This is a genomic window from Desulfobotulus pelophilus (assembly GCF_026155325.1).
GTDB classification, from domain to species: Bacteria; Desulfobacterota; Desulfobacteria; order Desulfobacterales; family ASO4-4; genus Desulfobotulus; species Desulfobotulus pelophilus.
On sequence record NZ_JAPFPW010000013.1, the window covers coordinates 44,210 to 68,176 of the forward strand.

Genomic DNA, 23,967 nt, shown 5'->3' on the forward strand with positions numbered 1-23,967 from the left:
GTTCCAGGCTTTCCCGGTCCTTTTTGGTTATACAAAGGTGGTCTGCTTGGTTATCTCCATTGGTAAGCCTTTTATTATTCCCCTCTTTCTCCCCCACGCGGCCTGTCCCCGCCACTGTCTGTTCTGCAACCAGAAGGCCCTGCATGCGGAGGATTTTTTGCTGGATATGCATGCATTGCGCAGGGAAAGGGACCGTTGGCTTGCTTTTCCCAGGAACCGGCAGCGTCCTCTGGAGCTTGCTTTTTTCGGTGGTAATTTTCTGGGTCTTGGTGAATCCCGGCTGAGGGCATGTATGGATCTGGTGACGGAAGTACCGGGTGCGGGAGTCCGTTTTTCCACAAGGCCGGATACGGTATCCGAAGACTCTGTCCGGATTTGCAAGAAGGCTGGCAGGCCTGTTACGGTGGAGCTGGGAATTCAGTCTCTGGACGAGGCTGTGCTGAGACGTTCGGCACGGGGGCACGGTGTGGCTGAGGTGGCAAGAGCGGTGCAGGTTCTCAAGGATGCGGGTATCCGTACGGGGGCCCAGATGATGCTGGGCCTTCCCGGTGCTACGGAAAGCTCCGACATGGCCTCGGCCGAAAGTCTTTGTGTTTTGTCTCCCGATTTTGCCCGTGTGGCTCCCACTCTTGTCCTTGGCGGCAGTGGGCTGGCCCTTCTTTACCGCAGGGGAGCCTATAAGCCCATGAGCTTCGGAGAGGCGGTGCTGCGTTCGGCCCGCTATGTGGATCTGCTGGAAAAAAGAGGTGTTCCGGTGGTGCGTATCGGTCTTCAGACGGATACCTTTCTGGAAAACAGCATTGTGGCAGGTCCTCACCATCCTGCTTTTGGGGAATGGGTGCGCGGCCGCATGCTGGCCGACCGCGTTCTGGTTGTTCTTGCTTCCATGGGGCCTTTTTTTGCCGGTGAAGAGGTGTGCATCCGTGCAGCAGACTCCATCCGGGGGCGTATGCAGGGAATGAAAAAAAGTAATTTTCCCCTATTCTGCAAAGCCGTAGCTCCCGCCTCCCTTCGTATTCGGACAGATGCCGGTCTTCCACCTGGTTTCTGGCAGGTGGAACATCGGGGAAACCTTACAGGCCCTGCTTGAAAAAGTCCTTTTCGTCTTCAATCTGGCCGGATCTCGGCGTAAACTCTACGGGTTCATTTCCTTTCTGGAAAAATTCAAACGCTGAAGATTTGGATTCGGCAATGGGAAGAAGGCCCGTTTCCGTGTCGATTTTTACGGTTACGATACCCGGAGGCGCCGGTGGGAAAGATGTGGGCGGCAGGTTTTCATGGGCGGCCTCCATGAAATCCACCCATATGGGAGCGGCCGCTCTGGAGCCGGTTTCGCCTTCGCCAAGGGAGGCTTCATCATCAAAGCCAACCCATACTCCTGTGATCAACTGAGGGGTATAACCCACAAACCAGGCGTCCTGCAGCTCATTTGTGGACCCTGTTTTGGCGGCAACGGGCCAGCCTTTGCGGCTGAGGGTGCGGGCCCTCCATCCGGTTCCGTTGCTGACGGCTGTTTCCAGCAGGCTAGTCATGAGAAAGGCCGTTTCCTCGGAAAGAACCTTTTCATGAAAGGGTCGGTTGTTTTCCAGCAGATTCCCGTCCCTGTCTTCTATGCGGTTGATGAATACGGGATCGGCAAGCTTACCCTGGTTGGCAAAAACCCCGTAGGCATTGACCAGCTCAAGAAGGGAGTGGCCGGAAGAGCCAAGTGCTATGGAAAGATCTCTGTTGATGGGTGAGGTCAGGCCCAGTTTGCGGACATAACCCAGAGTATAATCCATACCGATATCTTCCATAATTTTGATGGTGATAACGTTTCTGGATTTGTTGAGGGCCTCCCTGAGCATGGTGGGACCGTAAAAGGTATCCTGATAGTTTTTGGGTTTCCATGTGAAGTCTCTGGTCTCATCACGGAAGACAAAGGCATTGTCCACAATAATGGAGGCAGGGGTGTATCCCTTATCCAGGGCAGCCGCATAAATAAAGGGCTTGAAGGAGGAGCCCGCCTGTCTTCTGGACTGGATGGCGCGGTTGAACTGGCTGTCTCTGAAATCCCTTCCCCCCATCATGGCACGGACTTTTCCCGTTCCGACTTCCATGCAGAGCAGGGCCGCCTGGGCCTTGGGTATCTGTTCGAGGCGCAGATCCCAGATTCCGTTTTCCTGTTTTTCTACCAGACGGACAAGGATTTCATCACCCACCTTCAGGGCATCTCCGGGTCTCTGGATGCGGATATCGTAGTAGGCGACCTCCGGATTCGGTCTGCGTGCCCAGCGCATGGTTGAAAGGGGTATCTCACCGGTATGTTTTCCAAAACGAACCCGGGTTTTCTGGCCCTGATTGTCTACATGAACTACAATGGCGCGGGTGATCATGTTGGTTTTCACAGGTGTTTCTCCGGAGTCCTCTCCTATGGAAGCCACAGCAGCCTCTATGCCGGCAACACCCACATTGCTCAGGGGGCCTCGGTATCCCTGCCGTTTGTCAAGGTCGGCCAGACCTTTGAGGATGGCTTTTTCTGCTTCTCTCTGGATGGAAAGATTCAAAGCCGTATGAATCTGCAGGCCTTCTTCATAAAGGGTTTTTTCTCCGTAACGCTGCAGCACGTACTGGCGGACATATTCTGTATAATAAGGGGCCATTTCGATATAGAGGTTCTGGCGGGGGTAAATGGAGAGTTTTTCTTCTCTGGCTGTTTCTGCTTCTTCCTGGGATAGGATGCCGCCGCTTACCATCCGTGACAGTACATACAGCTGGCGTTCCCTGGCCCTTTCCGGATGGCGGAAGGGGGAGTAGCGGCTCGGGGCCTGGGGCAGGCCTGCCAGTATGGCCGCCTGGGCAAGGGAAAGATCTCTGGCTGAAACGCCGAAGTAATTCTGGGCGGCGGCTTCAACCCCATAGGCTCCGTGGCCCAGAAAAATCTGATTCAGATAGAGATGGAGAATTTCTTCTTTTTCAAGGTAGCGTTCAATGCGGTAGGCCAGTATGGCTTCCCGCATTTTTCTGGCATAGCTGCGTTCCGGAGTCAGAAAAAAGGACTTGGCTACCTGCTGGGTAATGGTGCTGCCGCCCTGCACGATGTTGCTGGCCTGGATGTTTTTGATGAATGCACGCAGAATACCCTGGGGATCAATGCCCCTGTGCTGAAAAAACCGGGAATCTTCAGCGGCAAGGAAGGCTTCGATCAGGTGATCCGGCATATCCGAAAGGGAAATCACAATACGTCGTTCCCTGAAAAATTCGGCAACAATGGTGCCGTCTTCCGCATACACCGTTGAGATGGCAGGAGGACGGTAGGCCTTGAGGGCAGAAACGGAAGGAAGATCTTTGGAAAAGTAGAAGAAAGCGGTACCAGCCAGCCCTGCCGCTGCGGCAGAGCAGACGAAAATGGTTATGAAAAACCATTTGATTATAGATATGAATCGGCCCCTGGGAGGGCTGGTGCGGCGGTTTCGGTGATGGGAGCTCATGGATTAGTCTGCTCTCTTATGTCGGGTTGGTGAAAGTGGTGAAAAAGGCTATGCGGATTTCCAGTGATAAAAAATCATACCTGATGGTTTTCGTAGCAGATTCGGTCTTCCGGGGCAAGGATGGGCTTGGGGAGGAGCGGGATCGTTTGACAGGTCCGGGACAGGCAGAGTAGATAATATAAGCAAAAAGGTAACTGTTCAGCACAATTTCCCTTTGGCAAATCGAATACCTTTCATCAGGTGCATAGACAACCGGGCCATTTATTCGAGACGCAATCCGGAACTCAAGCTGAAAAGCCCAAGCCCCTTTGCGGGAGCAGAAATGTTTAAGGATTTTGAGTGCCGGAATCCGAAACGATGGCAATGTTACTCACAAACAGCCCTATTGTCTTTTGCTAAAACTAAGGCTTTGAAAGTAATAAAAAATATTTCAGGATAAAATGTGCTGAACAAGTACGCAAAAAGAATCTTTATATAGCATAGGGAAAGGGCAGGAGCGTATACTATGAAGGTGGATTTTGGGAAGTGTGGAGGGCTGGTTCCTGTGATTGCACAGGATGTGCACTCCGGTGAGGTTCTGATGCTGGCCTATATGAATGAGGCTGCCCTGCAGAAAACCCTTGAAACAGGAAAGGCTACCTATTTCAGCCGCTCGAAAAATCGTCTGTGGGTAAAGGGAGAATCTTCGGGCCATGAGCAGGAGGTGAAGGAAATACGGGTCGACTGCGATGGAGATACCCTGCTGCTGCGGGTGGTTCAGAAGGGTGGAGCGGCCTGTCATACGGGCTATGCTTCCTGTTTTCACCACCGTATCCAGGCCGATGGCGGAACGGAAGTGCTGGGATTGCCTGTTTTTGACCCCGAAAAGGTGTATGGTAAGTAGCTTTTGTGTTTTTGGGGTGAGCTTTTTTGAAGACGAACCGTGAGATGAAGAAGGAATTTTTTATGCATATCCGCTCCGCAGAGTTTATCACCAGTGCCGTTAAGGCTGCCCAGTATCCACCGCCGGATTTTCCGGAGGTGGCTTTTGTGGGGCGCTCCAATGTGGGAAAGTCTTCCATGATCAACTGCCTTGTTCAGCGAAAAAGCCTTGTTAAAACCAGTCAGACTCCCGGTAAAACTCAGCTTGTGAATTTTTTTCTGGTGAATGAATGCATGCGTCTTGTGGATCTGCCTGGTTATGGCTACGCAAAGGCTCCTAAAGATGTACAGCGGCAGTGGGGTCCCATGATTGAGGGCTACATTGTTGACAGGCCTAATCTTTGTGGCCTTTTTCTTCTGATGGACATCCGCAGGGATGTGCGTGAGGAGGAGGAAAGGATACTGGAGTGGCTGGTATCCCGGCGTATGCCCGTACGTCTCGTCTTGACGAAAACGGATAAATTCAGTCGCTCTGCCGGTATGGCCCGTGTGCAGGCGCTGGTAAAACAGACAGGTCTCCGTGCCGGTGATTTCATACTGTTCTCATCCAAAACCCGCCAGGGCCGGGAGGATGTATGGCAGTGGATTTCTTCCATGACCGGTATTCATGAAGAAGCCTTATAATCCAGGGAAATTATCTTATGTCATCAGCCGCTTCTTTTTATTCGGGTTTTGTTGCCATTATCGGAGCGCCCAACGCGGGAAAGTCTACTCTGATGAATCGTCTCATCGGGGAGAAAATAGCCATAACCTCCAAAAAACCGCAAACCACAAGAAACCGCATTCTGGGTATAGTGCATCGTCCTTTTTCCCAGTTGGCCTTTGTGGATACGCCGGGTGTTCACCGAACATCGAAAATACTGAATCGCCGCATTGTTGATGCTGCACTGGCCGCAACCACCGATGCGGACCTTGTTCTCTGGCTGATGGATGTGAGCCGCAGCGCTGAGGAGGAAAACAGCCTGATACTGGAACATCTGCAAAGCTGCTCCAAGCCGGTCATTCTCGCGCTGAACAAGATCGATCTGATTGCGCGGCCGGAGCTTCTTACATGGATGGAGTTATGGCATGGCCGTTTTCCTTTCCGTGAGATCGTTCCCATTTCCGCCGTAAGTGGTGAGCAGGTGGAGGTTCTGGTGGAGGTTCTGGAAAAGTATCTGCCCGAAGGTCCGCCCCTTTTTCCCGAAGACAGCCTGACGGACAAGTCTGTGGGCTTTATTGTTTCCGAACTGATACGGGAAAAGGTTTTGCGGCGTACGGGTGAAGAAATTCCCTATTCCATAGCTGTGACCATTGAATCCTTTAAAGGTGAGGGAGAAGGTGAAAAAGCCGAGATCCATGCGGCCATCCATGTGGACAGGGAGTCTCAGAAAGGTATTCTGATTGGTAAGGGGGGGAGCCGTCTGAAAGAGATCGGCACCGATGCCAGAAGGGATATCGAAGCTCTTATGGGTAAAAAAGTGTTTTTAAAGCTATTTGTGCGGGTCCAGAAAAACTGGACACGGGACGCAAAGGCCATGGAACGTTTCGGGTATTAAGGGTATTCCCATGAAAATGGAGGCATTGTTTGCCCCGCTCTTCGGTGGGAGAGGGGCCTGCCTGTCACACAGGCCCGGAGACTAAGCTTCTGGAGTAAGGAACCGTTTGTTGGCCTGAGTGTCGGGGTGAAGCCAAAAGGGATGCGGGAGCGGCCTTGATCCCACGCTGGAGCAAGGGTTTGCTGAAAGCTGTGGGTTGCTGGCCTTCTGAGAGGGGCGCTGGGAAAGATTGTCTGTCGGGCAGATTATCCCCTGAAGTAGTCTGTCTGTACCTGTAGGGAAGGACCGTTATGGATCATCACTGGTTTGAAGATGATGTGTTTGTCAAAAAAGAAAGGCAGAAGGCCCGGGAGCTGCGTCAGTCCCAGTGGTGGAAGCGCCAGTGCTCAAGGGGTGTCTGTCACTATTGCGGTTTCCCGACTCCCGCTGCCGATCTTACCATGGATCATGTTATACCCCTTGCACGGGGAGGCCGGAGCACCCGGGGCAATGTGGTGCCTGCCTGCAAGGCCTGCAACACCAAAAAAAAACAGCTCCTGCCCATGGAGTGGGAAGAGTGGCTTACAAAGTCAGGCAGCTTCTCTTCGGATGGCGGATAGGGTTGTCAGGTTGATCCGTCTTTGAGTGGAAAAAAGGCTTCCGGATGAGAAAAAGGATCATCCGGAAGCCTTTTTGGTTTGCAGGCCTTGTGCAGCCTATGGTCCGGTGAAGGAGAAATCAGCGGCAAAGCCTGTGAATGGTCTGCGCATGCCAGCGTCCCCGACCGGAGAAGGTGGGGAAATCGTTGTCCGTGAGGTAGGCTGCAATCTGCTCGTAGGTCATGTTGTCTTTTCGGAGTTTTTCGATGAGTTTCAGAATATATTTACGGCTGGTTTTCCGTACGTCATCTTCGCTTGTACCGAGTTCGGGAATCTGTCCGTCCTTACGGTCGGATCGTTCCGAAAGGGTTGCAGCTGGTGCGGGTGCCGGTGCAGGGGCTGGTGTGGCAATGGTCTCCATCAGCCTTTCGAGGCTGTCCGCAAGGCGCTCCAGAGCCTCTGCCTTCCGTTCCTCCGCTTCCGCTCTGCGGTCTTCCATAAAAAGGCGGTCCCTCTGGGTCTCCACAAAGGCTTCCAGGGTGCCGACCAGGGTCTGCATGGTTTCTTCCCGAACGACCGGAGCCGCATGGGGAGGCGTTCGGGGGGTTCGGCGATCCTGGCCGCTCCGTCTTTCCGAATGTCCGGTGCCGGGTGGGGTATCGTAATTACCCTTGGGTGGTTTGTTGAAGCGGCGTTCTTTCGCCGCAGTCTGGTTCCGTAAATTCTGAAGAAAATCATTCATGGAAAATCCTGTTCAAAGCTCGCTCTCTGGCGATAAAAAAATGATATCCATCGGTAAAATGGAGAGGTAAAAAAACGTATGGTGTGAAATGTCCAGAAATTCCAATATAAGAATTTATTGCTAGGTTCATTGATATATCAGATGAAAGGGGATGTCAATTGGCCTTGACAGCTGTATGGGTGCTTTTTTCCATAAAAATTGGGGGAGAAGCAGCTCATGCTGCTTCTCCCCCGTTGGGTTTTATGATTTTTTCCCTTTGTGTTTAGAAACGATAGGTAAAGGTTATGCCGGCACCCAGAAGGTGGCCGTCTGCCCTGGCGTGAACCCTTGGGTCGTTCAGCCCCGCAACCTCAAAGGCTTTATTGAGGTTCACGGATTCGCCGCCCACCTGTCGGGTCTGTTCTATGGCCGTATACTGCAGTATGGTGTCGATGGTCATGTTCTGGCCAATGTTGAATCCCGCACCAAAGGAGTAGGTCTTTTTATCCGCGTCGGGCCACATGGTGTCCAGGGTTCTGTCCGGAATAGGGGAAGGATCATAGAAGTAACCGGCCCGCAGGGTGAGAAGATCGTTTACGATGAACTCACCGCCGAAGCGGAGCTGTCGTGTGTTTTCCCATCGGCGCTGGGAGCTGATCTCATTTATACCGTAAGTATCAAACAGAGAGCCTGCAGCGATGTGTGTCAGAGGCTCTACCTGGTGCTGGTTGATGGACCATTCCGTCCATACCATGTCCATCTGGAGGGAAACACGGTCATGGGGGGTATAGCGTACCCCTGCCTGTACCTGCTGGGGATGGTTGTAGTCCAGGGTTGTTTTGGCGACTTTACGGCCATTTTCAAATACATCACCTTCAAAATCCGCATCCGTCTCGCTGCGGTAGGTCAGGCCCAGAGTCACCGTATCCGTAGGCCGGTACATAACACCCAGATTAAAGGAGTAGTTGACATCGTCTTTCAGTTCCACCTTTATGTGCTGGTAGCTCCCTCCGTTGGGTCCCAGTGCAGGGTTCGGTACCCATCTCATTACTTCGGCACCGGATTCGGACATGCCAACGGAAACGCCGAAGCCCAGAGAAAGCCGCTCATTTACCTTGTAGGCTACGGTGGGATTGATGACCTTGCGGTTGTAATAGGAGTGGTAGGAGCTGCGGGCCAGTGGATTAACGGCCGGGTCTTTGGGAAATTCCACTTCAAGGCCAAAGGGTGCATACACGCCCACGCCAAAGGCAATACGATCTGTTATGGGCATGGCAAAACCCAGGTGGGGAGCGATGAGCAGGGGGGCGTCATCGGAAACGGATGCCTGATTGTCAAAGGTGGGCGTGTTCGGTGCCTGGAGATCGAAGCCTGCAAGTGGATGATTGGCAGCCGCTCCTTCTACATAAATATTTTTCAGCTTGATGGAAGGATCAATGAGGTGCACCCCTGCGGCCAGAGTTGGCCGGTCAATCTGAGTCAGTCCGGCGGGGTTGTAATACACGGCAAAGGGGTCATCGGCATAGGCACTGTACGCACCGCCCATGGCGGCGGCCTTGGCCCCGATACCGAAGGTGTCAACGCAGCCGGCATGGGCCACTCCTGCACCGAAAGTAAGGGCTGCTGCCAGACAGAACAACTTCTTTTTCATGAATGCCTCCTTGGTGGTTGAAACGTGAACAATCCCTTGGTGTGTGGACCGTTTGTTGTCGGGATCTCCCGGATCAGATGGTATGCAAAGATTTTTTTTGCATACACAGGTCTGGCAAGAGAACTCGAATTGACCAAATGTTCATCTGTTGGCGCTTGGAATAAGGATTGTGAAAAGCGAACGGTGTTTCACATGTAGCGGAGAGAAGATGCGAAGTCAAGAAAAAATACAGGGTCCGGAAGGAAAAGAAAGGGGCCCCAAGGCCCCTTAAGGGTGTACTCAGCGGAAAAGAGCGCAGGTCACAAAGCGGGTTTCCGGAGAAAGGGAGAGGTCTCCACCACCTTTTACAACAGCCAGTATGACTTTAGCCGGTTCTTCTTTGCTTGCAGGAAGTAGAATAAAGTCGGCAATATAGCCATCAAGCTCCGGTGTTTCAGCCGCTATTTCCATTTCATATCCGTTCCACGAAAGGAGGTGGAGGCTTCCCGTGCGAAAGATACGAAGGCGCTGGAAAAGACGACCCGCTGCCTCCACATTGCGCAGAACCAAAAGGCTTTCCGTACCGTCCGGATCGGCAAGAATCCGGGTGCGACCGGTAAAATAGTGGCGACTGCTGGAAGCTTCCCGTCCGCTTTTTTCCGCATAATCCATGGAAACGGGAAGGCCGGCATAGGCAAGGCGACTTTCCCAGAAGGATTCCTTTTTGTCGGAGAGGAGGGATAGGGTGCCGTTATCCGCTATATACAGATAGTCGTTCAGGCTGTTGCCCCGTATGCGCAGGGGAATAGCGTCAAAAAGATGGACTTCCGGATGGCTGCTTTCGCTGAGGAGTATCCGGTTGTTGCCGAGCCGGGCTTCTGCCACAGGACCGGAAAAAAGTTCGTCCCGGAAGCCCCGCATGCGGGTGAGCATAACGGCTTCGCCCAGTCTGTTGCGGCTTTTGACAAAAAAACGATTTTCCGGTCCGGCAACGGAGCGCAAATTTCCTTTTTCATATACCAGCACCTGAGATCGCATTCTCTGGGTGTTGGGGTTAATGGCCGTGAGCCAGATTTCCGCACGGCCATCTCCGCTGGTATCCATGACATCCATGCGCAGGGCATTTTCGTGGGCGGGCAGCGTAAGGGATGCAAGGGTTGTCTGAAGGTCGGGGTCCATGACGCGGATATCCCTTCTATCCACAAGAACGATTTCCCTTTTACCATCTCCCGTAAGATCTCCGCTGTCCATGGAAAGGACAGAGCCTTTTTCGGGAGCTGTCATGTGGATGACCTCAAAGGAGGGGCCGGACTGGCCTTTCTGCCGGGCAGCGGGAAGGGGCAGGGCCTGTGCCGGTACGGGGGGTCTTTCCGTGAAAAAAGTCAGAACCGCATCTCCGAAAGTGGTGATTTCCGGTAGTACATCTCCCTCATCTGTTGTGCTGTTTCTGCGGGAAAGGGCTACCTTATCCGTGGCAAGATGAATGAGGGCCAGATCGGTCACCATGGTACCGCCAAAGGCTGTGAGGCGGGTACGGATTTCAAAATCTGCCTCGTCGGGATTCCGGGCCAGCCTGCCCGCTGCGGCCATCTGGGCATCCAGCAGCGAGGTGATGCCATGGCCGAGAAACTGCAGATCTCCGGAAGCATGGACGGTTGTGGGGGCAATGCGCAGGGTTTCGGCTGCATGGAGAGAGGAAGATGCCATACTAAGGAAGCAGGCGAGGTAAAGGAAAAGGTTGACGGGGCGGCGCATGATGAATAACTCCTTTGTTGGCGGGGAATGGTCTGCAAGCACTGTCCGGAAACGATGTCCCCATTTCTATAAGAGATTTTTGGTTTTTATGCAAAGGGTCGCATAAAAAAAACGCTGTTTTGAAAAACTGTGTTGACTTATCTTTTCCGCAGATGGTAATCATAGACCTGTATTTTTCTGACAAGGAGAAGGGTCAGGCCTTGCGGAAAACAAAAAGAGGAAGTTCATTTACCGTACTTTTCAAGGAGAATGCCCATGAAAAAGTTGTTTGTTTCCGCCGTTGCGGGTTTGGCCATGCTTGGTCTTGCCCTGCCGGCAGCAGCCATGGATCATGAGTTTGGCGGTTATTGGAGAACCCGTGCTGTGGCAACGGGTGATTTTAACAACATGAATGATGCCAGCTATGTGGATACCCGTACCCGTCTGTTCTACACGGCCAAATTTTCTGACAACCTGAAGTTTGTCAACAAATTTGAGTTCAACACCGTGTGGGGTGACGATGACGGTGGTGATATCAGTGCTGACGGCAAGAATGACTGGCGCATCAAGAATTCCTATGTAGACATGACCTTTGGTGACTGGAATGCCACCGTAGGTATCCAGGGTGGTGTGATTGCCCGTGGTTTCCTTTTTGATGATGATTTTTCCGGTGCTGTGGTAACCTATAAAGCCGCTGGTTTTGATGTTCCCGTCATGTGGATTAAGCACACAGAAGGCTCTTACGGTGGTGCCGGTAGTGGCGATAATGATTATGACGTCGATTATCTGGTTGTGAATCCTACCGTTGCCCTTTCTGACCAGCTGTCCCTTAATCCTGTTTTCATGTGGGTACGTTCTGAAGATGCCAGCCAGTCAAATGGTTTTGGTGTTAACTTCGGATTTACCCCGGAAGATGTGAATCTTTTCTATCTCGGCTTGAATGCTGACATGGATTTCGGTATGGGTTCCGCATGGTTTACCGGTATTTATCAGTTCGGCAGCATTGACCATGCTCCTCTGGCAGGTTCCACAAGCACAGATGTTAAAGCCTACCTTGTTGCCCTTGGTGGTAACGTGGATCTGGGTGCTTTTAATGTTCACGGTGAAATGTTCTACGCCTCCGGTAACGACAGTGGCAGCGACTATGAGCAGTTCTTTGTGCCTGCCGGTCAGTCCTACTACTGGTCTGAAATTATGGGTCTTGGAACTTTTGATAACTATGGTTCCAATGGTTCCCCTGAAGATGCAATTGGTAACATCATGGCCTTCAATCTGGGTGCCTCCATGTCTCCCATTGAAAAGCTGACCGTGACCGCTGATATCTGGTATGCGCAGCTGGCTGAAAAAGATATAAATGGCGAAGATGAGCTGGGAACGGAACTGAACCTGAAAGCTTCCTACAAGCTGATGGATAACCTGAATGTAGATGTGGTGGGTGCCTATCTCTTTGCCGGTGATGCCACAGGTAAAGATGATCCCTGGCTGGTTGGTACTCAGCTTTCTCTGAAATTCTAATTCCTGATACTGTAATTCGGGAAAAAGAGGTTCATGGCTTATAAGTAAGATCAACCCGGAAGGTGCTGCAAAGCCCTTCCGGGTTGTTTTTTTTATCCCTTTGTGACCTCAGAGCGCCCGCGGCACACAGTGAAGTATTGCCAAACGCCGGGGTCAGGAATCATGCACAGTTTTACCCGCAGGTCGCCCACCGGCCTGTTGCCGCCGCATGGTACAGAAGAAAGGGGTCCTGTACTTTTGCTTGCCCGCAACCCTTGACAAAGCCTTATTTACCATCGGGTAGCGCAGACGTAAAAAACTTGTAGCCCAAACCAAAAGAGCGAAACCCGGAAGGTTTACGCTCTTTTGTAGGATATGTGCTGTTTGTTTTGTAAAGCGCGTTGCTGAGATTTGCGAGCTGTCTGTTATGGTTGTTTTTTATTGTAGCATGCGCTGAAGCAGTTCCGTTACCATCTTCGGGTTGGCCTGCCCCCGGCTGGCCTTCATGATCTTGCCCATGAAAAAGGCCATGAGCTTGGTTTTGCCGCCCTTATAAGCTTCCACCTCCGCAGGGTTTTCCTCCAGCACTCTGAGAACCATGGTTTCCAGTTCCGATGTGTCGGACACCTGGGAAAGCCCTTTTTCATGGATGATAGCCTGTGCCGTCTTTTGGGTTTCCGCCATTTCCTCCAAAACTTCTTTGGCTATTTTGTCGTTGATCTCTCCCTTTTCCAGAAGCTGCAGCAGTTCTCCCAGGGCTTCCGCCGATATGGGGGTGCTGTCAATGGACAGACCCTTTGCGTTGAGAAGACCCAGCAGATGAACGGCCACCCAGCTGGTGCAGCGTCGTACATTGTTGCTTGTTGTCAGGCAGGACTCAAAGTAATCCGCAAGCTCCCTTGAAGCGGTCAGGGTGGCTGCATCATCGGGTTTCAGGCCCATTTCGTTTATGAAACGGAGTTTTCTGGCCTCCGGCAGTTCAGGAAGGTTTTTTTGAATTACCTGAATCCAGTTTTCATCCAGTACAAGGGGTACGAGGTCAGGATCGGGGAAGTAGCGGTAATCATGGGCCTCTTCCTTGCTGCGCATGGCAAAGCTCTGATTTTTCACACTGTCCCAGAGTCTTGTTTCCTGGGTGATGGTTCCCCCGCTGCGCAGGATGCTTTCCTGTCGCTTGATTTCATAGGAAATGGCTTTTTCAATATAGCGGAAGGAGTTCAGGTTTTTCAGCTCCGTGCGGGTTCCAAGCTTTGTTTCTCCCTTCGGGCGCAGGGATACGTTGGCATCACAGCGGAAGCTGCCCTCTTCCATATTACCGTCGCAGACATCCAGATAACGGACAATGGCGTGAAGCTGGCGCAGATAGGCCACAGCCTCGGCAGGGGATGACAGGTCCGGTTCACTGACCACTTCAATGAGGGGAGTGCCCGCACGGTTCAGATCCACAAGGCTGGCAGGGCGAAAGGGGTCGTGGCTGGATTTACCCGCATCCTCTTCCATGTGGATGCGGGTAATGCCGATGCGTTTTTTTTCCGGCCTGCCTTCCATCTCAATTTCCAGCCAGCCGTGTTCGCCTATGGGCATGGTAAATTGGGAAATCTGGTAGGCTTTAGGAAGGTCCGGATAAAAATAATTTTTCCGGTCAAACCGGCTTTCCCGGTTCAGAGTGCAATGGGTAGCCAGAACAGCCTTTACCGCTAGCTCGGCAGCTTTCCGGTTGAGCACGGGAAGGCTGCCGGGAAGGGCCAGACATACGGGGCAGGTGTGGGCATTGGGAGCCGCACCAAAGGCCGTGGAGCAGTTGCAGAATATTTTGCTGGCGGTTTTGAGCTGAACATGCACCTCAAGGCCGATGACGGGTTCAAAATCCATGGGTTGATCCTTAGCTCTGGTTTGTTTTCGTTCACATCCGGACGAACAAGAAAAATTAGTATGCATACGCTTTTGTGTCAATCCTCTTGAAGGGGAAGAAGGGGGGCTTTTATGCTTTACAAGGCTTGGAAAAAATCGGAAAAGGACCTTTGCGCCACCATTGGTGGAGTTGTTGTAGGACATCGGGTCTGTAAGGAGGAATCTGTTGGCTTTTTTTCTCTGTGTCATCGGTATGGTTATGATAGTGGAAGGTATTCCTTACTTTGCCTTTCCGGAAAAAATGAAGCGCATGCTGGCTGAAATGCAGAAGCTTCCTGCTGCAAGGCTCCGTCGCTTCGGATTTGTGCTCATGATGGTGGGATTGGCCCTGGTCTATCTGGGGCGGGGGCTGTAGTCGTTTTTGGCGTCTGTGTGAAAAGAGCTTGCTGTTCCGGTAACATGAATCCGGTTTTTTACTCAGACGCAGCCTTTTTTCCTGCCCTCCTGACTTTATCCTGATTGGAAGTCTGGTTTTCCAGTGCTGGCCCTGGGTCGTGGACAGGCCGAAATTCTGTCTCCTTATCTTTCCGATCGGCCGGGTGTCATTTTTCAGGGGGAATGGTGCAGGGCCTGCTCTGTGGGATGGGGCTTTTATCTTGATTCAGATAGAAATAGCTGAACAAGGGTGGTAACCAGAATAAAGAATAGATTTCGTTTGTTTGAAAGGGTTTTCCATGTTCAGCCTTTCGGATTATGCTTATCATCTGCCTCCCGAACTGATAGCGGATCGTCCCGTTCCGGAAAGGGATACCTCCCGTCTTCTGGTGCTGGATCGCAGAAGTGGTTTTCTGTCTCATCATTTTTTTACGGATGTGACAAGTCTGTTTCGGGCTGGAGATCTTCTGATCGTTAATGATACCCGGGTGATACCTGCAAGACTCCATGGCACAAAGATAAGTGGCGGCAGGGTGGAGATTCTGCTTCTGGATTATGTGGGAGGATGTCTTCATCTGGAAAAGAATGGCTTTTTTCAGTGCTCCTGCCTGATGAAGGCATCCAAAAGACCGGCTCAGGGGAGCCGGATTCTGATCGGAGACCGCCTGCAGGCGAGGGTGGAGGAGTTGGAGGCGGATGGTTCTGTTATTTTGTCCTTTCATTCAGAGGCTCCCATGCCTCAGGCACTTCTGGAAGCAGGCAGCCTGCCCCTGCCTCCCTATATTGAACGGAAAGAGGAAGATCCGGAAGATGCCCTTCACTACCAGACCGTGTATGCGCGGAAGGAAGGGGCTGTGGCGGCACCAACGGCCGGTCTGCACTTTACGGATCGCCTTCTTGGGCATTTACGGTCTATGGGCGTGGAAGTACAGCCGCTGACCCTGCATGTGGGCTATGGCACCTTTGCCCCTGTCCGGGTGGACGATATCCGGAGTCACAGAATGCACCATGAGCGATTTGAGATCGGGGAAGAAACAGCGTCTGCCATTTTGAAGGCAAAGGCTGAAAAAAGAAGGGTGATTGCCGTGGGAACTACCTGCGTGCGTACCCTGGAGTATGCGGCCGCACAGGAAGGCGGGTTGAAGCCGGGTGGGGGATCCTGTGATCTGTTCATTTATCCCGGCTTTTCCTTCCGGGTTGTGGATGTCATGCTCACCAATTTTCATCTGCCGGAAACCACTCTCATGATGCTGGTATCCGCCTTCGGAGGCTATGAACATATTCAAAATGCCTACAAAGAAGCCATCGCAAAGAGGTATCGTTTTTTCAGTTATGGGGATGCCATGCTGATGATCTGATTTCAGTCGGATTTTGTAGCTGTTTTGCTTGGTTTTTTTGAACTGACGAGGCTATCATTTTATTGGTTCGGTTTTTGTGCAAGGGATCCCCTGCATCTGTCGGCCAGAAATGGCCATTATCAAACGGAAAAGGCAGGGAAGAATGAGGTCTGGCTGTATTCCGCTTTTTCCCTGAAACCTGTTGGAAAGAAATTCGAAAGACCATGCTAACCTTTGAACTGGAAAACCGCTCTTCAGACTCTTCGGCCAGAGCCGGGACAATTCATACGGCCCACGGAGCCATTGAAACGCCCATTTTCATGCCTGTGGGAACCCAGGGTACGGTCAAGGGGCTGACTCCGGAAGATCTGCTGGCCTGCGGGAGCCAGATTATTCTCGGGAATACCTACCATCTGTACCTGAGACCGGGTGCCGAGCTTCTTTCCCGTTTTGGCGGTTTGCACCCTTTTATGCACTGGGAGAAACCCTTGCTTACGGATTCGGGCGGATTTCAGGTTTTTTCCCTGGCGGCCCTTTCCAAAATCACGGATGAGGGGTATCGTTTTCAGTCTCACATAGACGGTTCCGCCCACCTGTTCACACCGGAATCCGTGGTTGCCATGCAGGAAGTCATCGGTTCGGATATCATGATGTGTCTGGATCAGTGTATTCCCTATCCTGCGGAGCGCAGTCTGGCGGAGAAGGCTCTGGAGCGGACCACCCTGTGGGCACAGCGCTGCCGGAAGGCATGGGAGGAGAAAGCGGGGCAGCGTAACAGTCTTTTTGGTATAGTGCAGGGAGGTATGTTCACGGATCTGAGAAAGCGATCTGCGGAAGAGCTTGTGGCCCTTGATTTCCCGGGATATGCCATAGGAGGCTTAAGTGTGGGGGAGCCCACGGAACTCATGTATGAAATGGGGGCGTTTACCTTGCCCCTGCTGCCGGACAGCAGGCCCCGTTATATCATGGGTGTTGGAACTCCTGAAAACCTTGTGGAACTGGTTTCGTTGGGTGCGGATATGTTCGATTGCGTGATGCCCAGCCGCAATGCAAGAAATGGTAAGCTTTTTACCCGCTATGGTGATATCAATATTGCCAACAGCCGTTTTCGTATGGATGAAAAACCTCTGGATGAAACCTGTACCTGCTATACCTGTCGGCATTACTCCAGGGCCTATCTCAGACATTTGTTCAAAAGCAGGGAGCTTCTGGCCTACCGGCTGAATACTTTGCACAATATTCATTATTATCTGGATCTGATGCGGTGCATGCGTGCGGCCATTCTTGAAGACAGGTTTGCCGCCTTTCGTAGCCATTTTATGACAGAACGGGCCCGGGGCCTTTAAAATGACCACAAGCGATCATGAAAGGAAGGGACATGAGCATTACCAGAAAAATGGAAGGATTCATTGAAAAGTCATCCTGGATCCGTAAGATGTTTGAGGAGGGGGCCCGTCTGAAGGGATTGTACGGTGCGGAAAATGTTTTTGATTTCAGCCTTGGCAATCCCAATGTCCCGCCACCGGAGGTTTTCCAGAAAGTTCTGGTGTCCGTTGCCGCGGATAATCCGGAGATGATCCATGGCTATATGCCCAATCCGGGGTATCCTGATGTCCGTGCCAGAGTGGCAGCCCAGGTCAGTCTGGAGCAGGGTCTGGAGGTCAGTGGAGATGAAATTCTCATGACCTGCGGTGCAGCCGGTGGCCTGAATGTAATTTTTAAAAGCATTCTGGATGCAGGGGATGAGGTTGTGGTGCCCTCCCCCTATTTTGTGGAATACAATTTTTATGCGGATAATCATGGTGCCAGTATCCGGCCCGTTAAAACCCATGGGGATTTTTCCCTGGATCTGGCTGCCATTGAAGCGGCCATTTGTGAACGGACCCGTGCCGTTTTGATCAATTCACCCAACAACCCAACGGGGCAGGTGTATTCCAGAGAAAGTCTGGAAGCTCTGGGTCGCATGCTGGAAGAAAAAAGTGCTGTTCTGGGTCGTACGCTGTATCTGGTTTCCGATGAACCCTACAGGAAAATCATTTACGATGGTGTTGAGGTGCCGGGGCTTTTCACCTGTTACCGAAACACCATGATTGCCACATCCTATTCCAAGGATCTTTCCCTTGCAGGGGAGCGTATTGGTTATGTGGCCCTTTGTCCTGCCGCGGATGCACGGGATTCTCTTTTGGCAGGCATGGCCCTTGCCAACCGCATTCTTGGTTTTGTGAATGCTCCGGCCCTGATGCAGCGTGTGGTGGGTGAGTTGCAGGGCGTTACGGTGGATATGGGAGAATATGCAAGAAAACGCAGCCTCCTCTGTGAGGGGCTGAAAGAGGCAGGGTATGAGTTTACCCTTCCCGGAGGGGCCTTCTATCTTTTCCCCAGAACACCCATAGCCGATGACGTGGCCTTTGTACGTATCTTGCAGGAAGAAAAGGTACTGGCTGTTCCCGGTTCCGGTTTCGGCGGGCCGGGTCATATGCGCCTGAGCTTCTGTGTGTCGGATGCCACGATCACAGGAGCCATGCCCGGATTCAGAAGGGCCATGGAAAAGGCGAAGGATCTTTAAGCCTTCTGATTCCTGCCCTGACTCAGACACAGCTTGCCTGTCCTGTTGTTTTCAGGTCATGGGCGGGTGTTTTGATGCGAGCAGGCGCAAGGCCTGCCCCTGCGAATGGTTTGTACGGCTTTGTTTTGCAGCGGGTTTCTGCATAAGGCGCACAGGCTGTTTGTGAGTGACGGTGCAATCGTTTCGGATTAAGAGCTTCGCAGACCTGTGCACCTGTGCGAAAGAAGCGGCCAACTGTCTGAGCCGCCACAAAGGCAGCGTGCGTACGCCTGCTATGGTAATCAAAAAGAGCCTCCTCCCTGTGGCGGTGAGTTTTGGCCGCTTCCGTACAGGGCAAGACGCTCTACGAATCAGATTGCGTCACGGACAAACAGCCTTTGTGCCTATGCTCGCCAGCCTGATGGCATTGATAAAGGGTGCCCTTCTGTGATCCTGTACCATGAGAATGTAAGGGGTATGTAATGGGGTTTTATAAAATCATATCTGTCTTTTTGCTGGCTTGTCTGACGGTTTTTCCTGCCCGGGCTGCTGAACCGGTGCTGCGGGTCATGAGCCACGACAGCTTTACGATGGATGCCGCTCAGGTAAGGGCCTTTGAAGAGGCCCACGGAGTAAAGGTGCGCTTTCTCAAGGCTTCTGGAACGGGTGCGGCCCTGAATCAGGCTATCCTGAGCAGGGGAAAACCCATGGCCGATGTTTTTTACGGTGTGGACAACACCTTTATGGGAAGGGCTCTGGATGCGGATATATTTTTGCCCCATGCATCATTCCATCTGAAAGATGTGCCTGATGATCTGAAGCTGGACCCTTCTTTCCGGCTGACGCCCATGGCCTATGGAGACATCTGTATCAATTATGACAGGGCATGGTTTGCGGAAAAAGGGCTTACGCCTCCATCCAGTCTGAAGGATCTCCTTAAGCCGGAATATGAGGGGCTGCTGGTGGTGCAGAATCCTGCCACATCTTCTCCGGGACTGGGCTTTCTGCTGGCAACGGTGGATACCTTCGGGGAAGAGGGCTGGTCCGATTTCTGGAGGGGCCTTCGTAAAAACGGTGTCCGGGTAGTTTCTTCCTGGAAGGAAGGCTACTGGGGTCATTTTACGGCGGCATCCAGAGGGCGTTATCCTCTGGTGGTGAGTTATGCGGCCAGCCCGGCGGCTGAAGTTCATTTTGCGGAGAAAAAGCCTGATAAAAGCCCCACTGCCGCCATTACGGCCGAAGGCACGGGCTTTCGGCAGGTGGAGTTTGCAGGTATTCTCAAAGGAACAAAGGTGCCGGATCTGGCGGCCCTGTGGCTGGACTGGATGCTGGATATTCCGGTGCAGGAAGGAATACCCCTTTCCATGTTCATGTTTCCAGCTAATGAGAAGGCCCGTCTTCCGGAAGTGTTTCAGCTTCATGTGACAAAACTGGAGGGAGGAACGGGGCTTTCCGCCGAACGTATGGATGCCATGCGGGAAGCCTGGATGGATGAGTGGACCCGGGTGGTGTTGCGGTGAGACAGGCCTTTCGGGCTGACGTGCTGCTCTTTCTGATTCCAGCAGTCTTTCTTGCCTGTTTTTATTTTTATCCGCTGTTGCGAATGGCTGGCCTTGGGTTGTCCGGTATCGGATCCGGAGATCCGGGACTTGTACGATTTTTTGGCAGTGGAGATTTTTTCAGAATTCTGGGATTCACCTTCTGGCAGGCTCTGCTTTCCACCCTGTTTACCCTTGTTCTGGCCTTGCCCGGAGCCTGGGCCTGGGCCCGGTGCCGCTTTACAGGGAGACGTTTTTTCGCCCTTCTTGTCAGCCTTCCTTTTGTGATGCCAGCTGTGGTGGTGGCTGCGGCCTTTCTTTCCCTTATGGGGCCTTCCGGTCTTCTTGCGGATGCCACCCGTTCTCTGGAAAGGGGGCCTTTATATCTGGAAGACTCTCTTTTTCTGGTTGTGCTGGCCCATGGCTTTTTTAACTATGCCGTGGTGTTCCGTATTGTTGGGGGGTTCTGGGCCAGATTACCGGAATCGGTGCTGGAAGCCGCCCGTATGATGGGGGCGGGTAAGGTCCGGTGCTTTTTTCATATCATCCTTCCCCTGCTTATGCCGGCCATTCTGTCTGCTTCCCTTCTGGTCTTTCTCTTCTGTTTTTCCAGTTTCGGGGTGATTCTCATGCTGGGCGGACCTGCCATGGGAACTTTGGAAACGGAAATATATCGAAGGGCCTTGCATCTTTTTCAGCTTCCGGTGGCGGCCCTTCTTGCCACCATACAGCTGGTGCTGAATTTTGGCGTGATTTTCTGTCAGTCGAAGCTGGAAGAACGGTTCCGAACCGCACTGGCCTTTTCCGGGAGGACTGAAACGAAACAATCTCTGCCCCATGGCAGGGCTGGCACACTGGTGGCAATGATTTCGGGTTTTTTTATGGCCCTGCCTCTTATAGCCATGGTGGCAGCCTCCCTGCGGGTGGGAGATGTCTGGTCACTGGGGGCCTATACGGAACTTTTCCGGGAATCCGGGGACGGTATGTTTCTGATATCACCGTCTGCTGCCATGGGGCATTCACTGCTCTTTGCCCTTTCCTCCATGGTTGTGGCGCTTCTGACAGGGCTGTGTGCGGCTATTTTTATCACAAAAGCCCGATCCCGCGGGCGGGGTGTGCTGGAGTCCCTTTTCATGATGCCCCTTGCCACATCGGCAGTGCCCCTGGGGCTGGGCTTCATCCTGGCTCTGCACTGGCCTCTGGATCTGCGGGGCACTCCTGTTCTGGTCATTGCGGCGCATAGCCTGGTGGGGTTTCCCTTTGTGATGCGGGTGCTGCTGCCCGCTCTGCGCAGTGTACCCCGGAATCTCAAGGAAGCGGCCATGACCCTGGGGGCTTCTCCTTCTGTAACCTGGCGTCTTGTGGTGTTCCCTCTGGTGCTTCCTGCGGTGGGAGCGGCAGCCCTTTTTGCCTTTACGGTGAGTCTGGGGGAGTTCGGTGCCAGCATGTTTGCCGTGCGTCCCGAACTGGCAACCCTTCCGGTGAGCATCTATCGTTACCTTTCTCAGCCCGGTCCCCTGAATTATGCCAGAGCCATGGCCATGGGGGTCTGGCTGATGGTCATGACCGCAGGCAGTTTCTGGCTGTTGTCCCGTTTCATGGGTTTTTTGACAGTACGAAGCAGGCAGGGTGGTGCATGAACGCGTTTTTGCAAGTTGAGCACATTGAAAAATGGCATGATTGTTTCAAAACACTGGATGGTGTATCCCTTTCGCTTCAAAAGGGGGAAATCCTGACCCTGCTGGGTCCTTCCGGGGGAGGAAAAACCACCCTGTTGCGTATTCTGGCCGGGCTTGAGTATCCGGACGGGGGAGATCTCTGTCTGGATGGAGAGGATCTCTTACCCGTTGCCCCCCATGAAAGGGGAATCGGCCTTGTTTTTCAGGATGCCGCTCTGTTTCCCCACCTGAATGTGGAGGCCAATGTGGCTTTTGGCCTGCGCATGGCAGGAGTACGAAAAAGGGACCGCAGGCAGAGGGTGAGAGACATGCTGGCGTTAGTGGGGCTTTCCGGAATGGAGGGGCGCAGGGTGGATGGCCTTTCCGGTGGAGAGCGTCAGCGGGTGGCTTTGGCCCGCAGTCTGGCACCAGCACCGAAACTGCTGCTTCTGGATGAACCTTTGGGAGCTCTGGACAGAAATCTGAGGGAGCGGTTGGCCCGTGATCTGCGAAGTATTCTGAAACAGCAGGCATTGACGGCTGTTTTTGTTACCCATGATCAGGAAGAGGCCTTTTCCCTTGGCGATCGTGTGGCCGTTCTTCTGGATGGACGCCTGAAGGCCATGGATACACCGGAAGGGCTGTCGGCTAACCCCTGTTCCCTGGCAGTGGCCCGTTTTCTGGGGGAGACCAATGTGTTTACACCGGAAACGCTGCCGGATAAATTTCGGAAGCTGGCAGGAGGCTATTGCGGAAAGGGCGGGGTGCTGATTCGTCCGGAAGGCATTGGGCTGGGTCCCTGTCCGGAAAAAAGGAAACCGCAGGAAGAAAAGAGAGGTGGCAGGGATTTTCATGTGCAGGCTGTTGTGAAGGAACGCCGGTTTTTTGGCACTTTTTTCCGTGTGGATCTGGAGCTGGCGGATGGTCTCTGCCTCACGGCCCGCATGCCCCTTTCCTTGCCACCGCCCCATGTCGGGGTCCCGGTGGGGTTGCATTTTGCTCCCGGTACATTTGTTGCATTGAGTGAGGCGTAGAAGTTTTTGCTTTTCATAAAATGGCTGGAGTTTTCAAGCTTTATGACGGAAAGGCCGAAAAGAAGGAACAGAAGCCTCCAGCCGGAGGAACTTTTTTCCGGGCTGGGGGGCAGGGCCGTAACCCGAAGGAGGGGAGGTTGCCCATGTATCCGGTTCCCATACTTATCATAGCCATCATTCTTGCCATGGACGCCTTTGTTCTCTCCATGGCCCAGGGTTTGCGCACAGCCGTACCCGGCTGGAGCCGGATAGTGCCCTTTGCCTGTTTTCTCGGTCTGTTTCAGGGTGCCATGCTGATAACAGGCTGGTTTTCGGGCCTGCTTGCGGGTTTGTGGTTTGCCGGGTGGTACCCCTGGCTGGCCTCTGTCATTCTTCTTGCCGTGGGCTTCAGCCGTATCCGTTGCGGTTGGAAGCAAAGGGGGCGGACTTTCCCAAAGGACTCGCCCTGCTGTCGTCTTTCATTTATGACATTGGCGCTTGTTCTGTCACTGGATGCCTTTGCCGTTGGACTGGGACAGGGCCTCACGCCTTCGCCTATGATTCTTCTTGTGATTCTTGTCACGCTGGTTACGGCGGTCATGGTGGGAGCGGGTATGATTCTGGGCCGTCTGATGGGTGATGTGATCTGGATGCGCAGTGTTTCCGAATGTGCCGGAGGCATGCTGATTCTCGCCCTTGCCGTTCGCTCCATGCCTTATTTTCCGGTGTAGTTTTCTGCTGTTTTTTGGGTTAGAGTTTTCAGAGAAGAAAAAATGACGTTACCGTCAGAATACGGTCGTGTTTTACGGCTGGTGAACAGGTGGTAAGGGCTTCAACCGGAAAAGAAATTTCCCATGACTTTTTTTCATCTGCTGGCCATTTCCTTTGCCCTTGCGGTGGATGCCTTTGCTGTGGCTTTGGCTGCCGGCATCCGTATGCCCCGGCTGGGGAGCAAGGATGTTTTGCGTCTTGCCTGGCATTTTGGTTTTTTTCAGGCAGGAATGGCAGGTTTGGGATGGAGTTTCGGGCTTGGACTCAGGGAATGGGTACAGCCCTGGGATCACTGGCTGGCCTTCGGTCTCCTTCTTCTTGTGGGCCTGAATATGATTCGCTGTGGTCTGTCCGGAGAAGAGGAGGTGGGGGATATGGTGGATCCCACCCGGGGACTCAGTCTGGTACTTCTCTCTGTGGCTACCAGCATAGACGCCCTTGCCGTGGGTTTTTCCTTTTCTGTTCTGGAAGTGGCAGCCCTGTTTCCCCTGCTGGTTATCGGTTCGGTGGCTTTTTTGATGACAGCACTGGGTATGTACTGGGGGCATCGTATGGCAAAGAGTTTTGGCATTGGTGCCTGGGCGGAAGTGTTGGGCGGGCTTGTGCTGATGGGGATAGGGCTGCGTATTCTGCATGAGCATACGGATCTTACGCAGAAGATTATGCAGTTTTTTTCGTGATGTCCATTGCCTGTACTTTGGGTTTTTCGGTGTATTGAGAAAGTCGGCTGTGC

Annotated in this window: 20 protein-coding genes; 15 read left to right on the plus strand and 5 right to left on the minus strand. The window is 52.8% G+C overall.

Annotated features, from left to right (window positions below):
* The first annotated feature begins 46 nt into the window (after positions 1-46).
* Complete coding sequence (locus OOT00_RS11475; RefSeq protein ID WP_265425517.1) at positions 47-1,090, plus strand: radical SAM protein; 1,044 nt, start codon at positions 47-49, stop codon at positions 1,088-1,090.
* Here OOT00_RS11475 and OOT00_RS11480 read toward each other — a convergent pair.
* Positions 1,074-3,470 (minus strand): penicillin-binding protein 1A, encoded by a 2,397-nt coding sequence (locus tag OOT00_RS11480; RefSeq protein WP_265425518.1) that lies wholly within the window; start codon positions 3,468-3,470, stop codon positions 1,074-1,076. The genes OOT00_RS11475 and OOT00_RS11480 overlap by 17 nt on opposite strands.
* 505 nt (positions 3,471-3,975) lie before the next feature.
* On the opposite strand from OOT00_RS11480, the gene hisI reads away from it, so the two are divergent.
* From hisI to OOT00_RS11500, 4 genes are all read left to right on the plus strand, one after another.
* On the plus strand, positions 3,976-4,353 hold the full coding sequence (gene hisI / locus OOT00_RS11485; RefSeq protein WP_265425519.1) for a phosphoribosyl-AMP cyclohydrolase: 378 nt from the start codon (positions 3,976-3,978) through the stop codon (positions 4,351-4,353).
* 62 nt (positions 4,354-4,415) lie between these two features.
* The gene (yihA, locus tag OOT00_RS11490; protein WP_265425520.1) at positions 4,416-5,015 is read left to right on the plus strand and encodes a ribosome biogenesis GTP-binding protein YihA/YsxC; all 600 of its coding nucleotides are present in this window, start codon (positions 4,416-4,418) and stop codon (positions 5,013-5,015) included.
* A gap of 17 nt (positions 5,016-5,032) precedes the next feature.
* Complete coding sequence (gene era / locus OOT00_RS11495; protein ID WP_265425521.1) at positions 5,033-5,929, plus strand: GTPase Era; 897 nt, start codon at positions 5,033-5,035, stop codon at positions 5,927-5,929.
* Positions 5,930-6,219: 290 nt separating this feature from the next.
* Positions 6,220-6,528, plus strand: a complete 309-nt coding sequence (locus OOT00_RS11500) for an HNH endonuclease (RefSeq protein WP_265425522.1) — start codon at positions 6,220-6,222, stop codon at positions 6,526-6,528.
* Between the two features lie 118 nt (positions 6,529-6,646).
* Here the strand turns inward: OOT00_RS11500 and OOT00_RS11505 are convergent, their stop codons facing one another.
* The 3 genes from OOT00_RS11505 to OOT00_RS11515 form a co-directional block, all read right to left on the minus strand.
* Entirely contained in the window at positions 6,647-7,249 is a 603-nt protein-coding gene (locus OOT00_RS11505) for a hypothetical protein (RefSeq protein WP_265425523.1), read from the minus strand.
* A 262-nt stretch (positions 7,250-7,511) separates the two neighbouring features.
* Positions 7,512-8,879 (minus strand): OmpP1/FadL family transporter, encoded by a 1,368-nt coding sequence (locus OOT00_RS11510; protein WP_265425524.1) that lies wholly within the window; start codon positions 8,877-8,879, stop codon positions 7,512-7,514.
* A 279-nt stretch (positions 8,880-9,158) separates the two neighbouring features.
* Positions 9,159-10,613: a hypothetical protein gene (locus OOT00_RS11515; protein ID WP_265425525.1), complete on the minus strand. Its 1,455-nt coding sequence runs from the start codon at positions 10,611-10,613 to the stop codon at positions 9,159-9,161.
* 255 nt (positions 10,614-10,868) lie between these two features.
* On the opposite strand from OOT00_RS11515, the gene OOT00_RS11520 reads away from it, so the two are divergent.
* Positions 10,869-12,107 (plus strand): hypothetical protein, encoded by a 1,239-nt coding sequence (locus OOT00_RS11520; protein ID WP_265425526.1) that lies wholly within the window; start codon positions 10,869-10,871, stop codon positions 12,105-12,107.
* 417 nt (positions 12,108-12,524) lie between these two features.
* Here OOT00_RS11520 and gatB read toward each other — a convergent pair whose 3' ends face one another.
* Positions 12,525-13,958, minus strand: coding sequence for an Asp-tRNA(Asn)/Glu-tRNA(Gln) amidotransferase subunit GatB (gene gatB, locus OOT00_RS11525; RefSeq protein ID WP_265425527.1), 1,434 nt, complete (start codon positions 13,956-13,958; stop codon positions 12,525-12,527).
* A gap of 205 nt (positions 13,959-14,163) precedes the next feature.
* On the opposite strand from gatB, the gene OOT00_RS11530 reads away from it, so the two are divergent.
* The 9 genes from OOT00_RS11530 (at position 14,164) to OOT00_RS11570 (ending at position 23,914) form a co-directional block, all read left to right on the plus strand.
* Positions 14,164-14,352, plus strand: coding sequence for a DUF2065 domain-containing protein (locus OOT00_RS11530; protein WP_265425528.1), 189 nt, complete (start codon positions 14,164-14,166; stop codon positions 14,350-14,352).
* A gap of 319 nt (positions 14,353-14,671) precedes the next feature.
* Positions 14,672-15,730: a tRNA preQ1(34) S-adenosylmethionine ribosyltransferase-isomerase QueA gene (gene queA, locus OOT00_RS11535; protein ID WP_265425529.1), complete on the plus strand. Its 1,059-nt coding sequence runs from the start codon at positions 14,672-14,674 to the stop codon at positions 15,728-15,730.
* 203 nt (positions 15,731-15,933) lie between these two features.
* Entirely contained in the window at positions 15,934-17,055 is a 1,122-nt protein-coding gene (tgt, locus tag OOT00_RS11540) for a tRNA guanosine(34) transglycosylase Tgt (protein ID WP_265425530.1), read from the plus strand.
* 32 nt (positions 17,056-17,087) lie between these two features.
* Positions 17,088-18,275: a pyridoxal phosphate-dependent aminotransferase gene (locus OOT00_RS11545; RefSeq protein ID WP_265425531.1), complete on the plus strand. Its 1,188-nt coding sequence runs from the start codon at positions 17,088-17,090 to the stop codon at positions 18,273-18,275.
* Between the two features lie 461 nt (positions 18,276-18,736).
* A complete protein-coding gene (locus tag OOT00_RS11550) occupies positions 18,737-19,774 on the plus strand; it encodes a thiamine ABC transporter substrate-binding protein (protein ID WP_265425532.1) in 1,038 nt (345 codons plus the stop codon).
* Positions 19,750-21,432 carry an ABC transporter permease gene (locus OOT00_RS11555; RefSeq protein ID WP_265425533.1) on the plus strand — a complete coding sequence of 561 codons (1,683 nt, stop codon included), beginning with the start codon at positions 19,750-19,752 and terminating at the stop codon, positions 21,430-21,432. Before OOT00_RS11550 ends, OOT00_RS11555 begins: the two co-directional genes overlap by 25 nt.
* Complete coding sequence (locus OOT00_RS11560) at positions 21,429-22,484, plus strand: ABC transporter ATP-binding protein (protein WP_265425534.1); 1,056 nt, start codon at positions 21,429-21,431, stop codon at positions 22,482-22,484. The genes OOT00_RS11555 and OOT00_RS11560 overlap by 4 nt, the downstream gene beginning before the upstream one ends.
* A 143-nt stretch (positions 22,485-22,627) precedes the next feature.
* Positions 22,628-23,194 carry a manganese efflux pump MntP gene (locus OOT00_RS11565; protein ID WP_265425559.1) on the plus strand — a complete coding sequence of 189 codons (567 nt, stop codon included), beginning with the start codon at positions 22,628-22,630 and terminating at the stop codon, positions 23,192-23,194.
* A gap of 123 nt (positions 23,195-23,317) precedes the next feature.
* Positions 23,318-23,914: a manganese efflux pump MntP gene (locus OOT00_RS11570; protein WP_265425535.1), complete on the plus strand. Its 597-nt coding sequence runs from the start codon at positions 23,318-23,320 to the stop codon at positions 23,912-23,914.
* The last annotated feature ends 53 nt before the right edge of the window (positions 23,915-23,967 follow it).